This window comes from Shewanella halifaxensis HAW-EB4 (assembly GCF_000019185.1).
GTDB lineage: Bacteria > Pseudomonadota > Gammaproteobacteria > Enterobacterales > Shewanellaceae > Shewanella > Shewanella halifaxensis.
In genome coordinates this window covers 4,936,897-4,951,914 of sequence record NC_010334.1, presented here as the reverse complement: position 1 = coordinate 4,951,914, position 15,018 = coordinate 4,936,897, and the positions used below count along the sequence as shown (strand labels likewise).

Annotated in this window: 17 protein-coding genes; 5 read left to right on the top strand and 12 right to left on the bottom strand. The window is 39.9% G+C overall.

Annotated features, from left to right (window positions below):
* Positions 1-18: 18 nt before the first annotated feature.
* Positions 19-1,551, top strand: a complete 1,533-nt coding sequence (locus SHAL_RS21000) for an MvaI/BcnI family restriction endonuclease (RefSeq protein ID WP_150102120.1) — start codon at positions 19-21, stop codon at positions 1,549-1,551.
* A 233-nt stretch (positions 1,552-1,784) separates the two neighbouring features.
* Here SHAL_RS21000 and SHAL_RS20995 read toward each other — a convergent pair whose 3' ends face one another.
* The 7 genes from SHAL_RS20995 to SHAL_RS20970 all read right to left on the bottom strand — a co-directional run bounded on the left by SHAL_RS20995 (position 1,785) and on the right by SHAL_RS20970 (position 8,021).
* On the bottom strand, positions 1,785-3,377 hold the full coding sequence (locus tag SHAL_RS20995) for a DNA cytosine methyltransferase (protein ID WP_012279121.1): 1,593 nt from the start codon (positions 3,375-3,377) through the stop codon (positions 1,785-1,787).
* Positions 3,378-3,504: 127 nt separating this feature from the next.
* Positions 3,505-3,861 carry a hypothetical protein gene (locus SHAL_RS20990; RefSeq protein ID WP_012279120.1) on the bottom strand — a complete coding sequence of 119 codons (357 nt, stop codon included), beginning with the start codon at positions 3,859-3,861 and terminating at the stop codon, positions 3,505-3,507.
* Between the two features lie 83 nt (positions 3,862-3,944).
* Positions 3,945-4,265, bottom strand: coding sequence for a DUF2787 family protein (locus SHAL_RS20985; RefSeq protein ID WP_317623780.1), 321 nt, complete (start codon positions 4,263-4,265; stop codon positions 3,945-3,947).
* Entirely contained in the window at positions 4,199-4,363 is a 165-nt protein-coding gene (locus SHAL_RS23630) for a hypothetical protein (protein WP_317623776.1), read from the bottom strand. Before SHAL_RS23630 ends, SHAL_RS20985 begins: the two co-directional genes overlap by 67 nt.
* A 112-nt stretch (positions 4,364-4,475) precedes the next feature.
* Entirely contained in the window at positions 4,476-4,931 is a 456-nt protein-coding gene (locus tag SHAL_RS20980) for a DUF6641 family protein (protein WP_012279118.1), read from the bottom strand.
* 101 nt (positions 4,932-5,032) lie between these two features.
* Positions 5,033-7,087: an AAA family ATPase gene (locus SHAL_RS20975; protein ID WP_012279117.1), complete on the bottom strand. Its 2,055-nt coding sequence runs from the start codon at positions 7,085-7,087 to the stop codon at positions 5,033-5,035.
* Positions 7,080-8,021 (bottom strand): tyrosine-type recombinase/integrase, encoded by a 942-nt coding sequence (locus SHAL_RS20970; protein WP_012279116.1) that lies wholly within the window; start codon positions 8,019-8,021, stop codon positions 7,080-7,082. Before SHAL_RS20970 ends, SHAL_RS20975 begins: the two co-directional genes overlap by 8 nt.
* A 207-nt stretch (positions 8,022-8,228) precedes the next feature.
* On the opposite strand from SHAL_RS20970, the gene SHAL_RS20965 reads away from it, so the two are divergent.
* Positions 8,229-9,524, top strand: coding sequence for a competence protein CoiA family protein (locus SHAL_RS20965; RefSeq protein ID WP_012279115.1), 1,296 nt, complete (start codon positions 8,229-8,231; stop codon positions 9,522-9,524).
* A gap of 44 nt (positions 9,525-9,568) precedes the next feature.
* Here SHAL_RS20965 and SHAL_RS20960 read toward each other — a convergent pair whose 3' ends face one another.
* Positions 9,569-10,180, bottom strand: coding sequence for a hypothetical protein (locus SHAL_RS20960; protein ID WP_012279114.1), 612 nt, complete (start codon positions 10,178-10,180; stop codon positions 9,569-9,571).
* Between the two features lie 261 nt (positions 10,181-10,441).
* Between SHAL_RS20960 and SHAL_RS20955 the strand changes: the two genes are divergently transcribed.
* The 3 genes from SHAL_RS20955 (at position 10,442) to SHAL_RS20945 (ending at position 13,153) form a co-directional block, all read left to right on the top strand.
* A complete protein-coding gene (locus SHAL_RS20955) occupies positions 10,442-11,434 on the top strand; it encodes a hypothetical protein (RefSeq protein WP_012279113.1) in 993 nt (330 codons plus the stop codon).
* A gap of 79 nt (positions 11,435-11,513) precedes the next feature.
* The gene (locus tag SHAL_RS20950) at positions 11,514-12,704 is read left to right on the top strand and encodes a hypothetical protein (protein WP_012279112.1); all 1,191 of its coding nucleotides are present in this window, start codon (positions 11,514-11,516) and stop codon (positions 12,702-12,704) included.
* A 74-nt stretch (positions 12,705-12,778) separates the two neighbouring features.
* Positions 12,779-13,153 carry a hypothetical protein gene (locus tag SHAL_RS20945; protein ID WP_150102119.1) on the top strand — a complete coding sequence of 125 codons (375 nt, stop codon included), beginning with the start codon at positions 12,779-12,781 and terminating at the stop codon, positions 13,151-13,153.
* A 142-nt stretch (positions 13,154-13,295) separates the two neighbouring features.
* Here the strand turns inward: SHAL_RS20945 and SHAL_RS20940 are convergent, their stop codons facing one another.
* The 4 genes from SHAL_RS20940 to SHAL_RS20930 form a co-directional block, all read right to left on the bottom strand.
* Positions 13,296-13,700, bottom strand: coding sequence for a hypothetical protein (locus SHAL_RS20940; protein WP_012279111.1), 405 nt, complete (start codon positions 13,698-13,700; stop codon positions 13,296-13,298).
* A 99-nt stretch (positions 13,701-13,799) separates the two neighbouring features.
* Complete coding sequence (locus tag SHAL_RS23700; RefSeq protein WP_502572823.1) at positions 13,800-14,099, bottom strand: GIY-YIG domain-containing protein; 300 nt, start codon at positions 14,097-14,099, stop codon at positions 13,800-13,802.
* A 23-nt stretch (positions 14,100-14,122) separates the two neighbouring features.
* Positions 14,123-14,464 (bottom strand): GIY-YIG domain-containing protein, encoded by a 342-nt coding sequence (locus SHAL_RS23695; RefSeq protein WP_502572821.1) that lies wholly within the window; start codon positions 14,462-14,464, stop codon positions 14,123-14,125.
* Positions 14,461-14,874 carry a DUF6884 domain-containing protein gene (locus tag SHAL_RS20930; RefSeq protein ID WP_041416158.1) on the bottom strand — a complete coding sequence of 138 codons (414 nt, stop codon included), beginning with the start codon at positions 14,872-14,874 and terminating at the stop codon, positions 14,461-14,463. The genes SHAL_RS23695 and SHAL_RS20930 overlap by 4 nt, the downstream gene beginning before the upstream one ends.
* Positions 14,875-15,018 lie beyond the last annotated feature (144 nt).

The window sequence follows — 15,018 nt, the reverse complement described above, 5'->3', positions numbered from 1 at the left end:
TTTGATAATAGCTTTTTATTGAATATCGATGAAAGATTGAGGTTTTTTGTGATAAAAAAAGCTTTAGATATGTTTGAAGGTAAGGCAATTATTGTTGGTCTTGATTATGAGCTTTATGACTATCAAGCTAAATTAGTTATTGCTCAAGCTAGTGGCGCATTAACGTGGGCTGATTTATGGAGAAGGTTGCTTAATGAGCCATTACTCCCTTTGCCAGAAGATTCGAGTATTTTTAGAGTGATCGAGAAACACTCGTCACCATTAGGTGATTACCGCACAGCTTTAATCCATAGGAAGAATAAAGTGGACAACAATATGAGTGACGACAATATTAATTGTCAGGAACAAGTCTCTAACAAAAGATTTTTACCTAATGGAAATGAAAAGGAACTTATTAAAAAAGTTCAGAAATATATTCGTAACAATTACAGCTTGGTTAGGCTCACTTTTACAATGCTGGATAAATCTACAATAGATGCTTCCAAACCAATCTGTAAGATGTTTTATGATAACGATATTTTTAACTATGAAACTGCGATTGATGGTGACATTAGTTATAGAAATGTAATGGTTTTTAATCGTGATGGCCATGATTTAATCAAAACGAGCTTTTATAGACCTAAAGCAAAGCCTCATAAAAAAGGTGACCCTAGGTTTTGGCCTTGGGGTTTTAAAAAGTCTATTGAACAAGATACGTTAATCTATATAACAACCTTTGAAAACACTGCTGTAATAATTCCACTGACTGAACCTGTTTGTACTGATGCTCATTTAGAAAGTGTATTTGGCTCGATTATTAGTCATGTCAATTTAGTTGAAGAACTTATTAATGAAATAAAACAGTTCAGCGGGAGGTGGGTGAAAAGTTGCAATCCAAGTAAAAAATCCCCTAAAGATGTTGGTGATACATTGGAGCTTTTACTGGGGCTAGATATAAATAACCGAAGTGATGCGGATTACAAAAGTTCTATTGAACTTAAAGCTAAAAGAAGCAGTAGTAAAACCGCCGACACCTTATTTTCCCAAGTGCCTGATTGGAATGTTAGTCCTATAAAGTCGGTGCGAGATATGATGCTAACATATGGATATCTAAGTACGCATAAACAGCGACAAGGGTATAAAGATCTTTTTGTTACAGTTTCTAACATACCTAATCCTCAGGGGCTGTTTCTTGAAGTAGATTATGATGCTGAGCAAGTCGTTCAATACCATGTAATTGGCAGTAAGAAAGAGGTTACAGCTATTTGGTTGTTTGAAAAGCTACAAGGAAGGTTAATTGAAAAACATCCTAATACAGCTTGGATTATTGCTGATGAAACGTTGATTGATGGAGAATATCATTTTAACTATAACAAGCTAGAATTAACTAGTAATCCGATATTTTCACAATTCCTTTCTCTCATAGAGCAAGGCGTAGTTCGTTATGATTGGCGTGGCGGTTATGAAATAGACGGCAGTGGGAGAGTTGATAAGGGGCATGCATTTAGATTGAAGTCTCCGAAATTTCGAGATGAACTGTTTGGTGAGATTGAGACCGTATCTTTGATTTGAAATACCTAAGCAGTAGGGGGAACATAATTTTAAAGCTTGGTCTGATAATTAGTTTACTATATTAATCAAGATACGCCCTAGCATATATTCACAGCTAAAAACTGTGAATATATGCTAGGGCGACAAAGGTAATTGGTAGCTTCGTATAATTACGACGGTTAATTATGCCTATAACTGAACCTTGCAATATATTGGGTAATACACATTGTTTTCTTATTCGGTTTATAGCTATTTTATAATAGCTGTGAAATACAATTCCCTAGTTTTAAGCCTAATAGCGGCGGAACAGCATTACCTACTTGAGTATATTGAGGCACCTCAAATTTACGATAATGTCCACCAGTAGTCACTTTAGAGCGGAACACAAAATTATCCGGAAAGGATTGTATTCTTGCCATTTCTCGTACAGTTAGAACTCTAAGCTCATGCTCATCATAGTGGCAAGCGTCATCGGGAATAGAGAGAGCTGCAGGAGCTGGGGCGTTTGCCACTAAAGCTTTTTGTGTTTGCTTCTTAGTCGGGTGGTCACGAAGGTACTGAATGAAGTCTTGCTTAGACTCAAAAACTTTTAGCGTATGATCTATTTGCAAGTATTTATATTCACGACATACAGCCCATGCATCATCGTCCAATTCAGTCGCATTGCCCTTTAGTATCGAAAAAATAGCTTTAGTGATCCAACGTTCATCAATAGTTTGAAGTACTTGATATAACCGGAAGCGGCGTTGTACTACTTCACCGTTATTGCGGTATTCATGGTTCGGCCATTCAGACCCTTCTGGTGATTTTAACCACTGAGGTAAATGATTAAAAGTTGCGTTTAGTGAAGTTATAAAATCTGAAGGCTTTGAAGGGTATTTTTGCTTTAAATCATCCAGTGCTTCACGAACGGTAACCATCTCACCATTAACTAATCCTGCTAGAAATGAGCTTTCAAATAAACTACGGTGGATCGGTTTAGTTGTATCGAAGTAATCCAAATGGCCGAATGGTAACTCACTGCCTGATTCCTGAACCAATTGATAAAACTTTAATGATGGAGAAAATAGTTTCGTATTGGTATCACCAACCTCAAATCCACCAGCAATCGTCTCATAATGATCAAACCTTACAGCAATCATAATGAAACGCGGCCTGTTCTGGGCTATTCCTGCGAGGCGAGCATTTATATGTAAGCATAGCGGTACGTAACCGATAGAGGCAAACACCTTAGCGACTTCATACCAAGCATGAAAGCTGTTGCCTTCATCGTCTTTAAAAGCTCTTAGGATTCCCGTAACATTCTCAAGCATCGCAACTTTAGGCTGAGTATGCTTAACAAACTTGGCAAACTCCCATGGGAGTGTATTTTTATCACAATCACGCTTGCGAAGACCTGCCATGCTGAAACTTTGACAAGGTGGTCCACCTGATACCAAGTCTAAACCACCTTGAGATCCAAAAGCTGTTCTGAGTTGCTTAGTTAGCTCTTCGTTGCTATCTAGTAGACGGTTGAGTTCGACAATGCTGCCAACTACCAATTTTCCTTTGAGTTCTGAGGCATCAGTAGGGATATCACTTGTACCTGCCTCATCGAATGCGGGAAAGGTAAATGGGTTTTCACGTAATCTAGGTTTCAGTTCGGCATAATTGCTATTTAGCCAAAGTGTATGTGTAGCCTGTTTATCGTTTATTGCTAATTCGTCTAAATTTTCATTAAAAAAATTGTATGCAAATGACTCTGCAGCCATTGGAGAAAGTTCATTTGCCATGGTGAGCTCAAAGCCGCTTTGCTCTAAGCCTAGAGAAAGCCCCCCACATCCAGAAAATAGTTCTATATGGTTCAATTTAAACCTACCTTATACCAATAATGATATAATTGTACTGAACAGCATTGTGATTGTCCAGGGATTTTAAAGCATCACAGGGAGTTTTGTTGTGTTAGTTGAAACGTAACTTGAATTTTAATTAAGCTTAAGTGTGGGATTGTGTTTGGGTAATTGAGCCCATAGTGTTTGATAGAAAAATATTGAGTGTTCTTGGGTCTTCTGTCGAAAAAATTTGTAAAGAATCTTCATTATGATGAACCTCTGGCGATTCATCCGTTCCACTGTTAACAGCGGTCATTACAACGTAGCGATCTTGTTCGCTGTCTTCTCTTTGCTCAGGCTTTTCATAGTCGACCCAAAGCACCATAAACCCTGTGGAGGTTTTAAAGTAAAAGCTCGGTGATATATCGTTATGCCAGCTCTTATCTATTAACCAAGGGTACAGGGATAAGTCGAAGCCTAAGTTAAAGTTTTGACCAAATTCTTGTTTATATAGTTCCATGATTTTTCCTTAGCTAGGCATTGAGACTGGGGCCTAGAATACCTATTTATATAAAGTTATCTAGCGGGATGTGTAGAGAATGTCTATTCAGTGGTTAGCGTAACTTGATAAGCTTTAATCCCAAGGCTATAAGCCAAGAAGTTTTGTTCCCATACTTGATAGATCCCCCTTGCTTGCTCTAGTGGTGTTACTCCCATCAGGTGTTGAAAAATTCCGCTATCAAAGTCGAAGTCCAGTTCCTTGGTAAGCTCAGCCATGTAGCCAATACCTACATTGCTAAAGTCGGTGATATAGCAGATGCGCCATTGGTCGCCATGTTCTGCATTAGTTTCTTTCTCTAGCCTAACTTCCACAGGATGAAAACCACCACGCTCTGCTGAGTAGCTGGGGTCTCTGAAGTTGATGGTAATTGCTGAAGGTCGCAGATAAGATCTGCTAAGTGCATGGCAAACATGGGGGATATGGGTAAGCAGAGATCTTGATGTTTAATTTTGGTGGTCATAGTGATGCCTTGTTAGTCTGTAGATTGAAAGCAGGTGCTTGATTAAGATTAGGCTCCTGCTCTGAGGCTTGGTTTGTGTCTTACTGGTTGAGGTTGTAGAGCAGCTTGGATGTTACTTTTGATTGCTGGCCTTATCTTTCTTTGTACCCGGCTTATCACCTTTAGTTAGCAATAGGTCTAGTTCTCCGGCCACTACCGCTTCGATAATGGTTTCGATGGTATTAACTAACTCTTCCTCTTTGCCTACTTCGACTGCGTGCATTCCTTTTTGTAGCTCCAGTGGCTTATTACCACTGCGCACTTCGAAGTAATAACGGTTGTTACGCTTGTAGAACCAAGGGCAGACCTTCTTCGGCACCTGTACCTTCTCTTTCTTGCCTGTTTCTTCATCTTTTACCCATTTCTCGCGGTAGAAGGTATGTACCTCTTGGTTGATAAGGGCGGTGGCTAAGGTTTTTTGCTGTCCTAGCTTGGTGAGTAACTTCTCTCTACGTTGAATGAGAGGGTTCTTGCTGCCATCTTCTGGGCGAGCGGTGACCTTGAGTGAACTCAATAATGATGCCGTCATGGTGATTACCTTTTGTGGTTGGTTATCTTACGAGTTGATGGTCTAGCCCTGTGTTGGGCTAGACTTCATGGTGGTTAATTGGGTAAGTCTTACTGTTGGTGTTACTTGAAGCCGATAGTTCTGTTGCCGGGCTTACTGTTGTTCTCGGTGGTTAGAATGGCTAAACACTCATCGGTGGTTAGCTTGAAGTGATTTAGTTTTTGACGACGCCTTAAGATAGAAAAGTCACCGGGAGTTAGCAGCTTAAGTAAGCTTAGCGAATCTAGTGTCTGAGCTGATAGCGTATTTGTGCTTGTGACGTTCCTAAAGAGATTCTGAGCTTGTTTCTCAGTAAGATAATTAAATGATAGCTTGAAGTCGAATCGTCGCATTACAGCTCTGTCTAGACGCTCAGAGAAATTAGTTGCTGCGAAGAAGGGCTGATTGAAACTCTCCATCTGTGTCAGTAGTTCATTAACTTGCTGTATCTCCCAACTGGCGTTTAAGCCGCCCCTATCTAATAGCAGGCTGTCCACCTCATCGAAGAACAAAATACAGTTGTTATCACTGGCCTGTTGAAAGATACGGGCGATATTCTTCTCGCTTTCCCCTACGTATTTTCCGAGTACATCTGAGCACCTAATGGTCACTAACTCACGGTTACAGCCATTGGCCAGATACTCTACAACCGCTGTTTTTCCTGTGCCGGGTGGACCGACTAATAAGGTGCGGATATCGCAGGTTGTATCTAGCGAGTTTTCTAACAGGTCTATCGCTTGGTTGCCGCCCTTAATGTTGAGGTACTCGGTAGAAAAGGGGAGTTGTGGTTTATAACCGTTACCATTAGTGCTGTGGCCGCAAGCAGTTAGGGTGCTTTTAACCATAACCTCTATATTATGCTCGGCAGCTTTACCCGAAAGCCGAGTGTTATGAGTGACAAAGGCCGCATTGGTGATATGAGCAGGGGTTAGCTCTGGCAGTGTGGCTAGCTGGTGTTTGAATACCTTGGATACCCTTAGCCCCTTAAAGCTATTATCCATTAGGCTTTCCATAACCCTATTGTCAGGAATGCTAACGTTAAGTACATAGGTGAAGCGGCGTATGCAGCTGTGGGGGATAACATCAATATGATTGGTTATCCAGATAGTTGGTATGGTGTTTCGTTCCATCAATTCATGTAGCAGCTCCTTACCATAACCACGGTGAGAAATGCTTTGCTCAAAGATATCCTCACACTCATCTATTAGTAATAGAGTCTTTTCATCTGGTGATACTAAGCGTTGTACCAGCGTTAGGTACTGCAACCTTAGATTAGAGCTAAAGGCTTGCCTCTTGAATCTACCTTGTTCACCTGATACTTCATCCCCAACAGGTTTAATGGCGATAAGGTGTGATTGAGTTTTATCAGCCAGTACTTTGGCTAGTTCGGTTTTGCCTGTGCCGGGTAACCCGTAGAAAAGTACATTAACTCCCAGCATGGACTGGTTAATACTGATATCTAAAAATTGCTGCAAGGTGTCACACTCAAGGTGGCCAAAGTGGCGTAGCTTAAGCTCAGACTCAGGCTTGGATTGTATAAATGGTTCAATAAGATTGAGGTAGTACTCGACCTTGGAGCCGAGCAATAAGCTAATGATTGCCTGTGGTAGATTCATAAAATCTATTAAGCCGTAATCGTAGAACGGGTCAAACAGGCCTGTTGTTGCCAGTGCTTTTAATACTTCTATTAACCTGAACTCTGATAGCCCTAGTGTGTAGGCGAACATTGCATTGGCGTAGTTATCCTCAGGTAAGATCTTATTGATAAGATCAAATAGTCCGCGGTTAACATTCATCACCACAATAAACTTCACTACCTTCCAGCCATCAGTTGGCAGTCCAAGACCTTGAGAGAGTAACTTACAATTATGGTCAAGGTTGCTGGTGGCCGTTTCACCTCTTTGCTTCTTGAGGTGGCGCTTTAAGTTACTTAGTTTGTTGGCACACCCTAGCTTGATACCTTTACCACACACTACTTTGATGATGCGGCTACTCAGGTCTTGAAGATCTGTGTCATCGACATAACCAGAGGTAAGGGCTTTATAGGCATAGCTGGTTGCGCTGCCTTGGTGTGATTGGGTTGGCGTAATCTCTATCACCATATTATCTTCGGGGTATGGTGTATGGAGGCTAGTCATACTCGTCTCCATCTGGTTGTACATTTAGTTGGTCATTCAATTGATAGTTCAGTTGGTTGATAGCCTCTCTCATTACAGATTCATCACGTTTATCATAGATCTGCGTGGTGGTGACATTGGCGTGACCAGCCAGTTTGCTAGCAGTGCTTAAATCGACCTTTTGATTGAGTAGTTCGGTAATGAAGGTTCTGCGTAAGTCGTGTGGGGAAATGGTGATACCTGTGGCTTCTAAAGTGCGAGCCTTAACTATTTGGTAGAGGGCAGCACAACTTAGGCCACGGTCATGTTTAATGACATTGTTCCAGATGGGGTTAAACAAGTCCCCTGGTTGGTAAGTCCTTACCCTTAACCAGCTGTCGATGTAGGTCAGTGCCCATGTGGGGAACGGTTGTTTACGTGGCTTCTTACCCTTGCCGGACTTTACCGTTAAGGTACGTTTATCAAGGTGGATATCACTGACTGTCAGGTTGGCTAACTCAAAGCGCCTTAGGCCAGTACTGAGAAATAGAGCCAATATGCAGCAGTCCCGTTTGCCAATGTGCCGCTTGTCCAGATAACAGGTGGTGATCAACTCACCCACACTATTGGATGATAACGCCTTACCTCGGCTACTGGGGTTGATAGGTAGCCGCTTAACGGCTTGTACCTGCCGCCATTGAATATCGTCCACCATACCCATTAGGAAACCAGTCTTAACAATGGCCTTGAGTGCAAATACCACCAGATTAACTGTTCGTGGGGACTTACCCTCATCCAACTTATGGCGTTTGACGTATTCAATTTGTGCGTAGTTAAGTGTGTGAAATGGTTGCGCTTCAACTTCACCTTTCCAATTAAACAGTTTGAGTACCGTGTTTAGCTGACAGCGCAGCGGTCTACGCCCACTGGGCGCTAGGCGTGACAAAAACAACGCCGTCGGAGTTTGATTATTCATAAGGGTAGCCTAGATAGAGCACGAAGAGCTTCGTGCTGATAACGTAATTATATCAGGCTGTTGAGAGTGGTTTTAGTGGCTGTTTCAGACGGTTAGTTTTCGCTAATCCGAGTAGAAAAGAACAATATTTGTTTACTCAGCATAAATCGCAGAAAGTGTAGTAAAAGAAATGATAAAGTTGGAGCGGTATATAGGTTTCTGGTCATTATGGAAGATGTTGAGATGAGTCTATTTCAAGCGGTAAAGATGACATATGCACTAAGCAAAGAAGATGAATTTGTTTCCGTTAAAAATGTGGCGAATGGTTTGGCATGCGAGTGTGTCTGCATTGATTGCCAAGGAAGATTATCTGCTAAGCAGGGAAAGGTAAAACAATGGCATTTTGCTCACCACCAAGAGTCGGATAAGGACAATTGTCAATGGAGTGGCGAAAGTGAAATACACCTTAGAGTTAAGAAGTACTTAGAGCAATATAGAGTACTCACTGTCCCTATAGGTTACTCCAAACCTACCACGCTATCGCTAAAGTTTGATGATATAAGATTAGAAAAGAGTTTGAGACCAACAAAGCGGATCCCGGATGTTACAGGTTACTGTAATGGTGAGAGAATTTTGGTCGAAGTCAAAGTGACTCATGAAGTTGATAAACAGAAAACAGCTGAATATAAAGCTGTTAATGCCTCGGTGATCGAGATTGATTTTAGCGACTTTTCTTTAGTCGAAGATCGGATATTAGACGAACATATTGAAAGCCATCTTGGCAGAGCTGATTTGAATTGGTTATCTGTTGCTCCAGTTGGCGTTATTGCTGAGCAGTTTCAGGCTCATGAAAGGGCTATTACTAAAGCGTTTATTGTGGAAAACAAGCGGTTAGCATTGGAACAAGAAATATTAGAAAAAGAAATTAAAGGTAAGCAAGATTACATCCAGTCATTTAGCCGCCAATATGATGAATATAAATATAGAATTAAGTGCGTTACGGATGAGCTTGTTAGTATTTCGAGGCAGGCTGAACGATTCAAAAATGAGAGAGATAGGAATGTTGAAGCGGCGAATACGTCGTTTATGAGTACCTTGTATCAACTTGAAGAACAGTACTTAAGACGCCTTGATAGCGAAAATGCAGAAAAGTTAAAACTCATTGAGCGAGAATATCTAACCGAATTACATGATAAGCACCACCTTTTGCAAAAAGATATTATGGCTGTTGAGGCCAAACTATTATGTAAGAAAGAAGAGCTTCGTGCCGTTGAGAACCAAGCAGTGAATTTAGATGAAAAGGCTGTTGAACTATGCGAGCTGCAAATTAAAGTTCAGCGTGAGGCTAAAGCTCTAAGGGAGAAGGAGCAAGCTTGGTCTAAAGCCACAATGGCGAATACTTCGATAAAAAAACACTTTGTTAGGATGGAGCCTGATTTGCGGCAAATCTGCCGCAAAGGTGGGGTTCCATGGCCATTTAATGGAAGCCTTCTCGACGAACTCAGCCCAGATTCTATAGATTGAGTCGTGACTTCACGGTAACGTACATTAACCGGAAGTGAGCAGTGTTAATTACTTGATGTCGAGCCTTCAAGGTCTGCTTTACTCTTTATGTGATAATAAAGTGGCTTTTCTATCATTCCTTTGTAGAGCCTGATATGTCTCCAAGGTGTTCTGTTTTTACTTTTTGGATAATTAGGAGGAGGTGAGAGTGTTAGGTAGTTGAACTCATGAAGCTCTTTAAGAGTTTTCATTAGATTTGATGAGCTTATAAGAATATTTGACTCGGCAAGTAAAGATACAAGGTTTGGTAAAGGTATAGGAAACCCAATAGTGGAGCCTGCGTACCTTACATAGAACTCGTTATCGATATAGTCTTCATGTCCATTGATTAATGTCCGGCTATTAGGATCTGTTGTCATAAACACCTCCCCATCTTCATAATCGGTAGATCGCTCTGCGTCATCAGAAAGAAAATAGTTGTGAAAAAAGATGGCAATACGAATTGCCATCTTTGATAGGTGTTCATTTCCGGCAACATTATTCAAAAATAATTCAATTCCATATGTATGCTCATCTTTGAATTCAAAACTATTGTCTCTCAATGCCGCTTCTAATAAGGGTCTAGCTACTTTGTCTAAAGTTGCAACAAGAGGGTTTTCTTCTGTGCCAATTTTCATAGATATCCATTAGGCGTGAGTTTTACTCTTAGTTGTCTCATGAGGCCATAGATAATAAGGCTTCGCAAGTAATAGTTAAAAAAAATACTAGACTAGAAAAGAGCTTACTAGGGAATTATCTTTTGATTCAGCTGGTTAGGTTTATTTTTCTAGGTGCTTTTTATCATTGGTTTCCGGCTGCTATGCCGTGATTATTGTTAGCTATTTTATAAAATAGTAGTTGTTTAAAGGAGTTCTACAGACAAAATAAAGAGGATAATAATGCCAACTATTAATGACAATAAGCAAACGAAAAAGAAAGTACAAAACTCTAATAAAGCTACAAAGCAACGCCGAGGTTTCGGGAGCATTTGTCCATCAATTGACAGTACAACCGACATTGATTGTGACGGAAATGTTAGGCAGGTTGAGTACGAGGTTATTAGTGAACAGACTTTGGCTATTTCTAAAGTCAGTATTGAGGAAGGGGGACTAATATCAGCTAAGGGAGGCGAAAGCTCATTATTAAGCTCAGTGCTCCATGGTCTAGTGAATTTAGAAAATAATAGAACTTATTTATCAGATGAAAGAATTTCAAAATGGGGGAGACTTTGTAATGAAGCATTAAAGTTTAAACGTATCGTTATATATATGTCAGTGGAGCTAGATTTACCTCAGACAATTGGAATGACCCAAAGAGCATACTTTGAAAAATATTTTAACTTTGCCGATTACGAAGTATCAAAGACACTTAGAAATGTACAAACATTGGTACTTTTAAAGTTTGGGGTGATCTCTATTCATGAACTAGAGAACCGACAATGTTTGAGTGATCTTGGTGATGAAAATGATCTCGTTCTCAACAGTTACTCAATTATCCGATCTGAAAGTGGTGACTTGCATCTCCAGAATATTTATGAGGAATGCAACAGAATAGTTGCTGAGAACAAATCTATTAAGAAAGTTACTGGTAAATTGATTAATGACGTCAACAAAGTAGCTCTTCAAAGTGAGGTTCTTTGTCAAACTATCGAGAGTGGTGCTATTGAAGAGTATGAACGTGTTGACTCTATTTTACCTTTTATAGATAAAAGTGGAGTAGAGACGACTAAGAGGAATATTAATGTAGGTACAGCCTTGGAAAGCTTAACTGATTACTGGGAGAAAACTAAATCTGTCTCGAAGTGTTTGACTGAGTATAGCCCTGAGAGCATTAATGAAATGAAAAAACGGGCTCGCTTGTTAGTAGAAGCTGTTGAAGAGCTAGAAAATTAGCGTTTTATAAGGGAGATTATAAGCGCACGTCACTCTAGATCTGACACTTGCAAATTTGCAACTAATAAGAGACTTATGAATGAAAAAACTACTAGCAGATACCGCTAAATCTGACTATAACATCACTGTCATTGATCATGTTAAGCATACAATGGCTAATATCACACTTGATGATCTAATTAGCATCCATAACTCTAACCTGAGTAATTTTGACAGCGTACTTATGTCAGAAGTTGCCCATGACACGTTAAGCAGCTACAAAGAATATAAGCCAGCAAAGTCTACGGTAGTAGTAACTACAGCGACTTCAACATCGTATCAAGAGCTTGGAACAAGCTCTTCTGACTACAGCTCGCTGTCTTGCAAATTTGCAAGTCCCGATATCTTTGCTGATTTGTTTCTAGATAAAATTGAAATAACTATTCCACTGTCTCGCTCTGAAAGTAAACGTTTGCATTCTATATTGATTGAGGAAGAGATGCGCTTAGTCAGGGTAAAGCAACATTCACACGCAAATGCGAAGGGAGTGAAATTCAATAAATCATTTTCAATTGAAGCTGAGCAATTTAGTAGTTTACAGCTCCTTATTAAGCCTATTTCAAAAAAGATAAAGGAATTAAAGCTCAGTTATAACCCATCTAATTACCAAGAGAAAGACTTAAGAGTACTTGTTAAAAAGCTTAAGAAGTTGTGCGGTAGACACTTTAAAAATCGAATACTGAAATCAAATGTAACTAGAGTCGATGTTACGTTTGACAGTGATGGTTACTTCGTTGGTGACACCACCATTAACCTTGATAAAAGTTCATCCTATAAAGCCTTTTTTAGCGCTAATGGAGTTGTAGAGACCAAGATTACTGGAGCTAATAAGTCACGTAGGGTACAGGTTTACAATAAAAATGCTGAGCGAGTTAAACGTGGAGTGGATAGCAATAAAGTATGTACTAGGTTGGAAATGACAATTAGACCATATAACGTGAAATCCGTTAAAGGTCTTAAGTTGAAGGATATTGAAGTGGGGGCAGACCTTTATACAGGCTTGTTTGCCTACGACACTGACAAGTTAAGTACGTTACTAGGTGAAGGTACTCAAGATTGGGAAATTGTAAAATACTTTGGTATTGCAGCCCTTAGACGTACTAAAAATAATACAGATAGAGTGAAGCTAACCAAGATACTCAAGCAATGCCAGTTAGATATCAATGAAACCATGTTCAATAAGCTTATCAGATACATGTTGTGTGAAGTAAGAGCAAAGCTCCTTGCCTGATAATTGGCGAGTCTGACAGTTAAAGACAGCCTCAAAGTAGAGATTAATAATTAAAAAATTAGATAAAGGCATTGATGATGAAGACAGATATCGCGTTAGAAACACTGAAGTATATTGCCGATGGAATGAACCCATACTCACGGAGAACATTGAGAAAGGAAGATATTTTTCATGAGCCAGAAGTGCTTGAAGCTGTAAAAGTCTGCATACATTTAGTTGCAAAAAATCTTAGTGAGAAATCATATTTAAGGTCGCAAGATAAAGTGTTGATAAATATAGTCAATGGTAAAGCAAGAAATCATGGACTCCCTTGGTCGAATGCTGATACTAAAAAATTAATTAATGATTATACAGGGGGGCGTCCAGTCTCCCGGTTGTCTAGAGAGTTTGGTCGCTCAAAAGGATCGATAATTAGCCACTTAGAGTTGAACGGGGTGCCAATACGATAGAAGGGTATAGTAAGCTTTAAGTCAGTGGTAATCGTTTACCACTGACTTAACAGTAATCGTTATTAACGTGGTTTTGATAGGTAAGTTGATTATGTTTGTATGACCTCAGAGGGAGGATCTCGGCCCCCACTAGCCTATTCTACTAGCTCTTCATAAGCATCTCTCGAACAGACTTATTGAAATTTTCAGTAAGTCTGTCTCTCGCTCTACCAAACCATGCAGCCATCTCTTTTTTTGATTCGGCTTCAAATGCCTCACTTAATTGATCTAACATATAGTATGCGCCTAGTTCAGGGGTCGAGAAGTCAAACACATTGATTAGTATCTGCTTTAGATCCCGTGCCGATAGAAACCCAAGAAGCATTACCTTCATTGTTGGAGGAGCTGGTAAGTATTCACCAGCGGAAAGATCAAATGGCTCAATAGTGATTTCTAAGGCTTTCATCGCTACTTTCATACATTTGGCGTTAAAACTATTTTTCATAATAAGTATGACTATGATGACAAAAGCAAGCGATCCAATGCCGAAATAATATACAACACCCATATGTGACTGCCAGATTTTTGTACGTTTACATATTGTAGTAAAGATTGAGTCACTTGAGGCTAGATATTGAAAAACTGATTAAATTTAACTATTCAATTGCTATTGATTACTTGATAGAAACACTAGTTTATCGGCTTTGATTTTTTCAGACAGGTTATTGACTTCATCAGGTGTCATTTGGGTTTTGTATAGTTCGTTCACCAACCATAGCCCGCTCTGAACTATCTTACTTTTAGGTGAGCAGTTTCCTAGCCAATCGGAGGAGGGTTTACACTCCTCGCACCACGATAGTGTTGAAATGAGTTTTGACTCTATATTTAGCCTCTCCTCTTTACTTGCTATTGGAAATGTTGAACAAGTAAAATTCTCTCTTATATAGAGACTCACTTGGTGTTCAATGGCTTTTTGGTAGTCGAAGTCAATCAGGGGGCCGTACTCGTCTTTTGCCTTCCTTGCGTAAGATCAAGTTCCCAGTGCTTTAGGAAGGCATCATTGCTTTTGCTGAGGAGAGCTCTACCAATATTTTTTCTAAAAATGCTTCTATCTTTATTTTCTTGATTGAAGTGCTGTTTCAGTCTGGATTGCAGTTGGTTATCGCCAGTATGAGTACCAACCCGCACAACTCTATCGGCTTGGTGAGATTTCTCGCCTCTTTGAAATAAAAAGTAAACTCCATTACGGGGAATGTTGTCACTATCACATGGGAAGCTATGTCTTTCTAGACTGTTTGCTATATGGTGAAGCACTTCACATTCACAACTCATGATATTAGGCCTTTTAGTTTTTGAAGCTGCTCACCGATACGAAGCCCTTGAAGGGGAATATCTGAATGTGGTGTGTGTGAAATCAAATGCTTCCTGTATTTCTCTCCAGCTAAAAAGGTGAAATGGCATGCATCCATTTTGTACCTGTCTGAGAGTTGCTGTAATACTCCACCTGCCCATGTTTTTATGTCATTTGAACTCATTGTATTAAGTGTTAACTCATAAGGTTCAACTTCTTCGTTTAACGGTAGGAGGCCATACTTAGCTGACAGAATAAAAATATTATCAGGTCTTAGCTGTTCAGCATATCGGAGGTTTAGTTTGAAAAGAGTGCTAATGTAGAGCTCTCTTGCTGTAGTTGTATATTCGACCTTTTTGCTCACACATGAAATCAAGATTATTTTTTTCATTGGGATGACCTCTAATCTGTAGTGCGTTAAGCAAGACCTTTGGCTGGAAGAGATGGTGAACCATCAATTCTAGTTGAAAGCGGCCTTATCACAAGCACTGAGGTACAGGGTTAGTCATGTAGTGGTGCCAACTTAATGGTAACG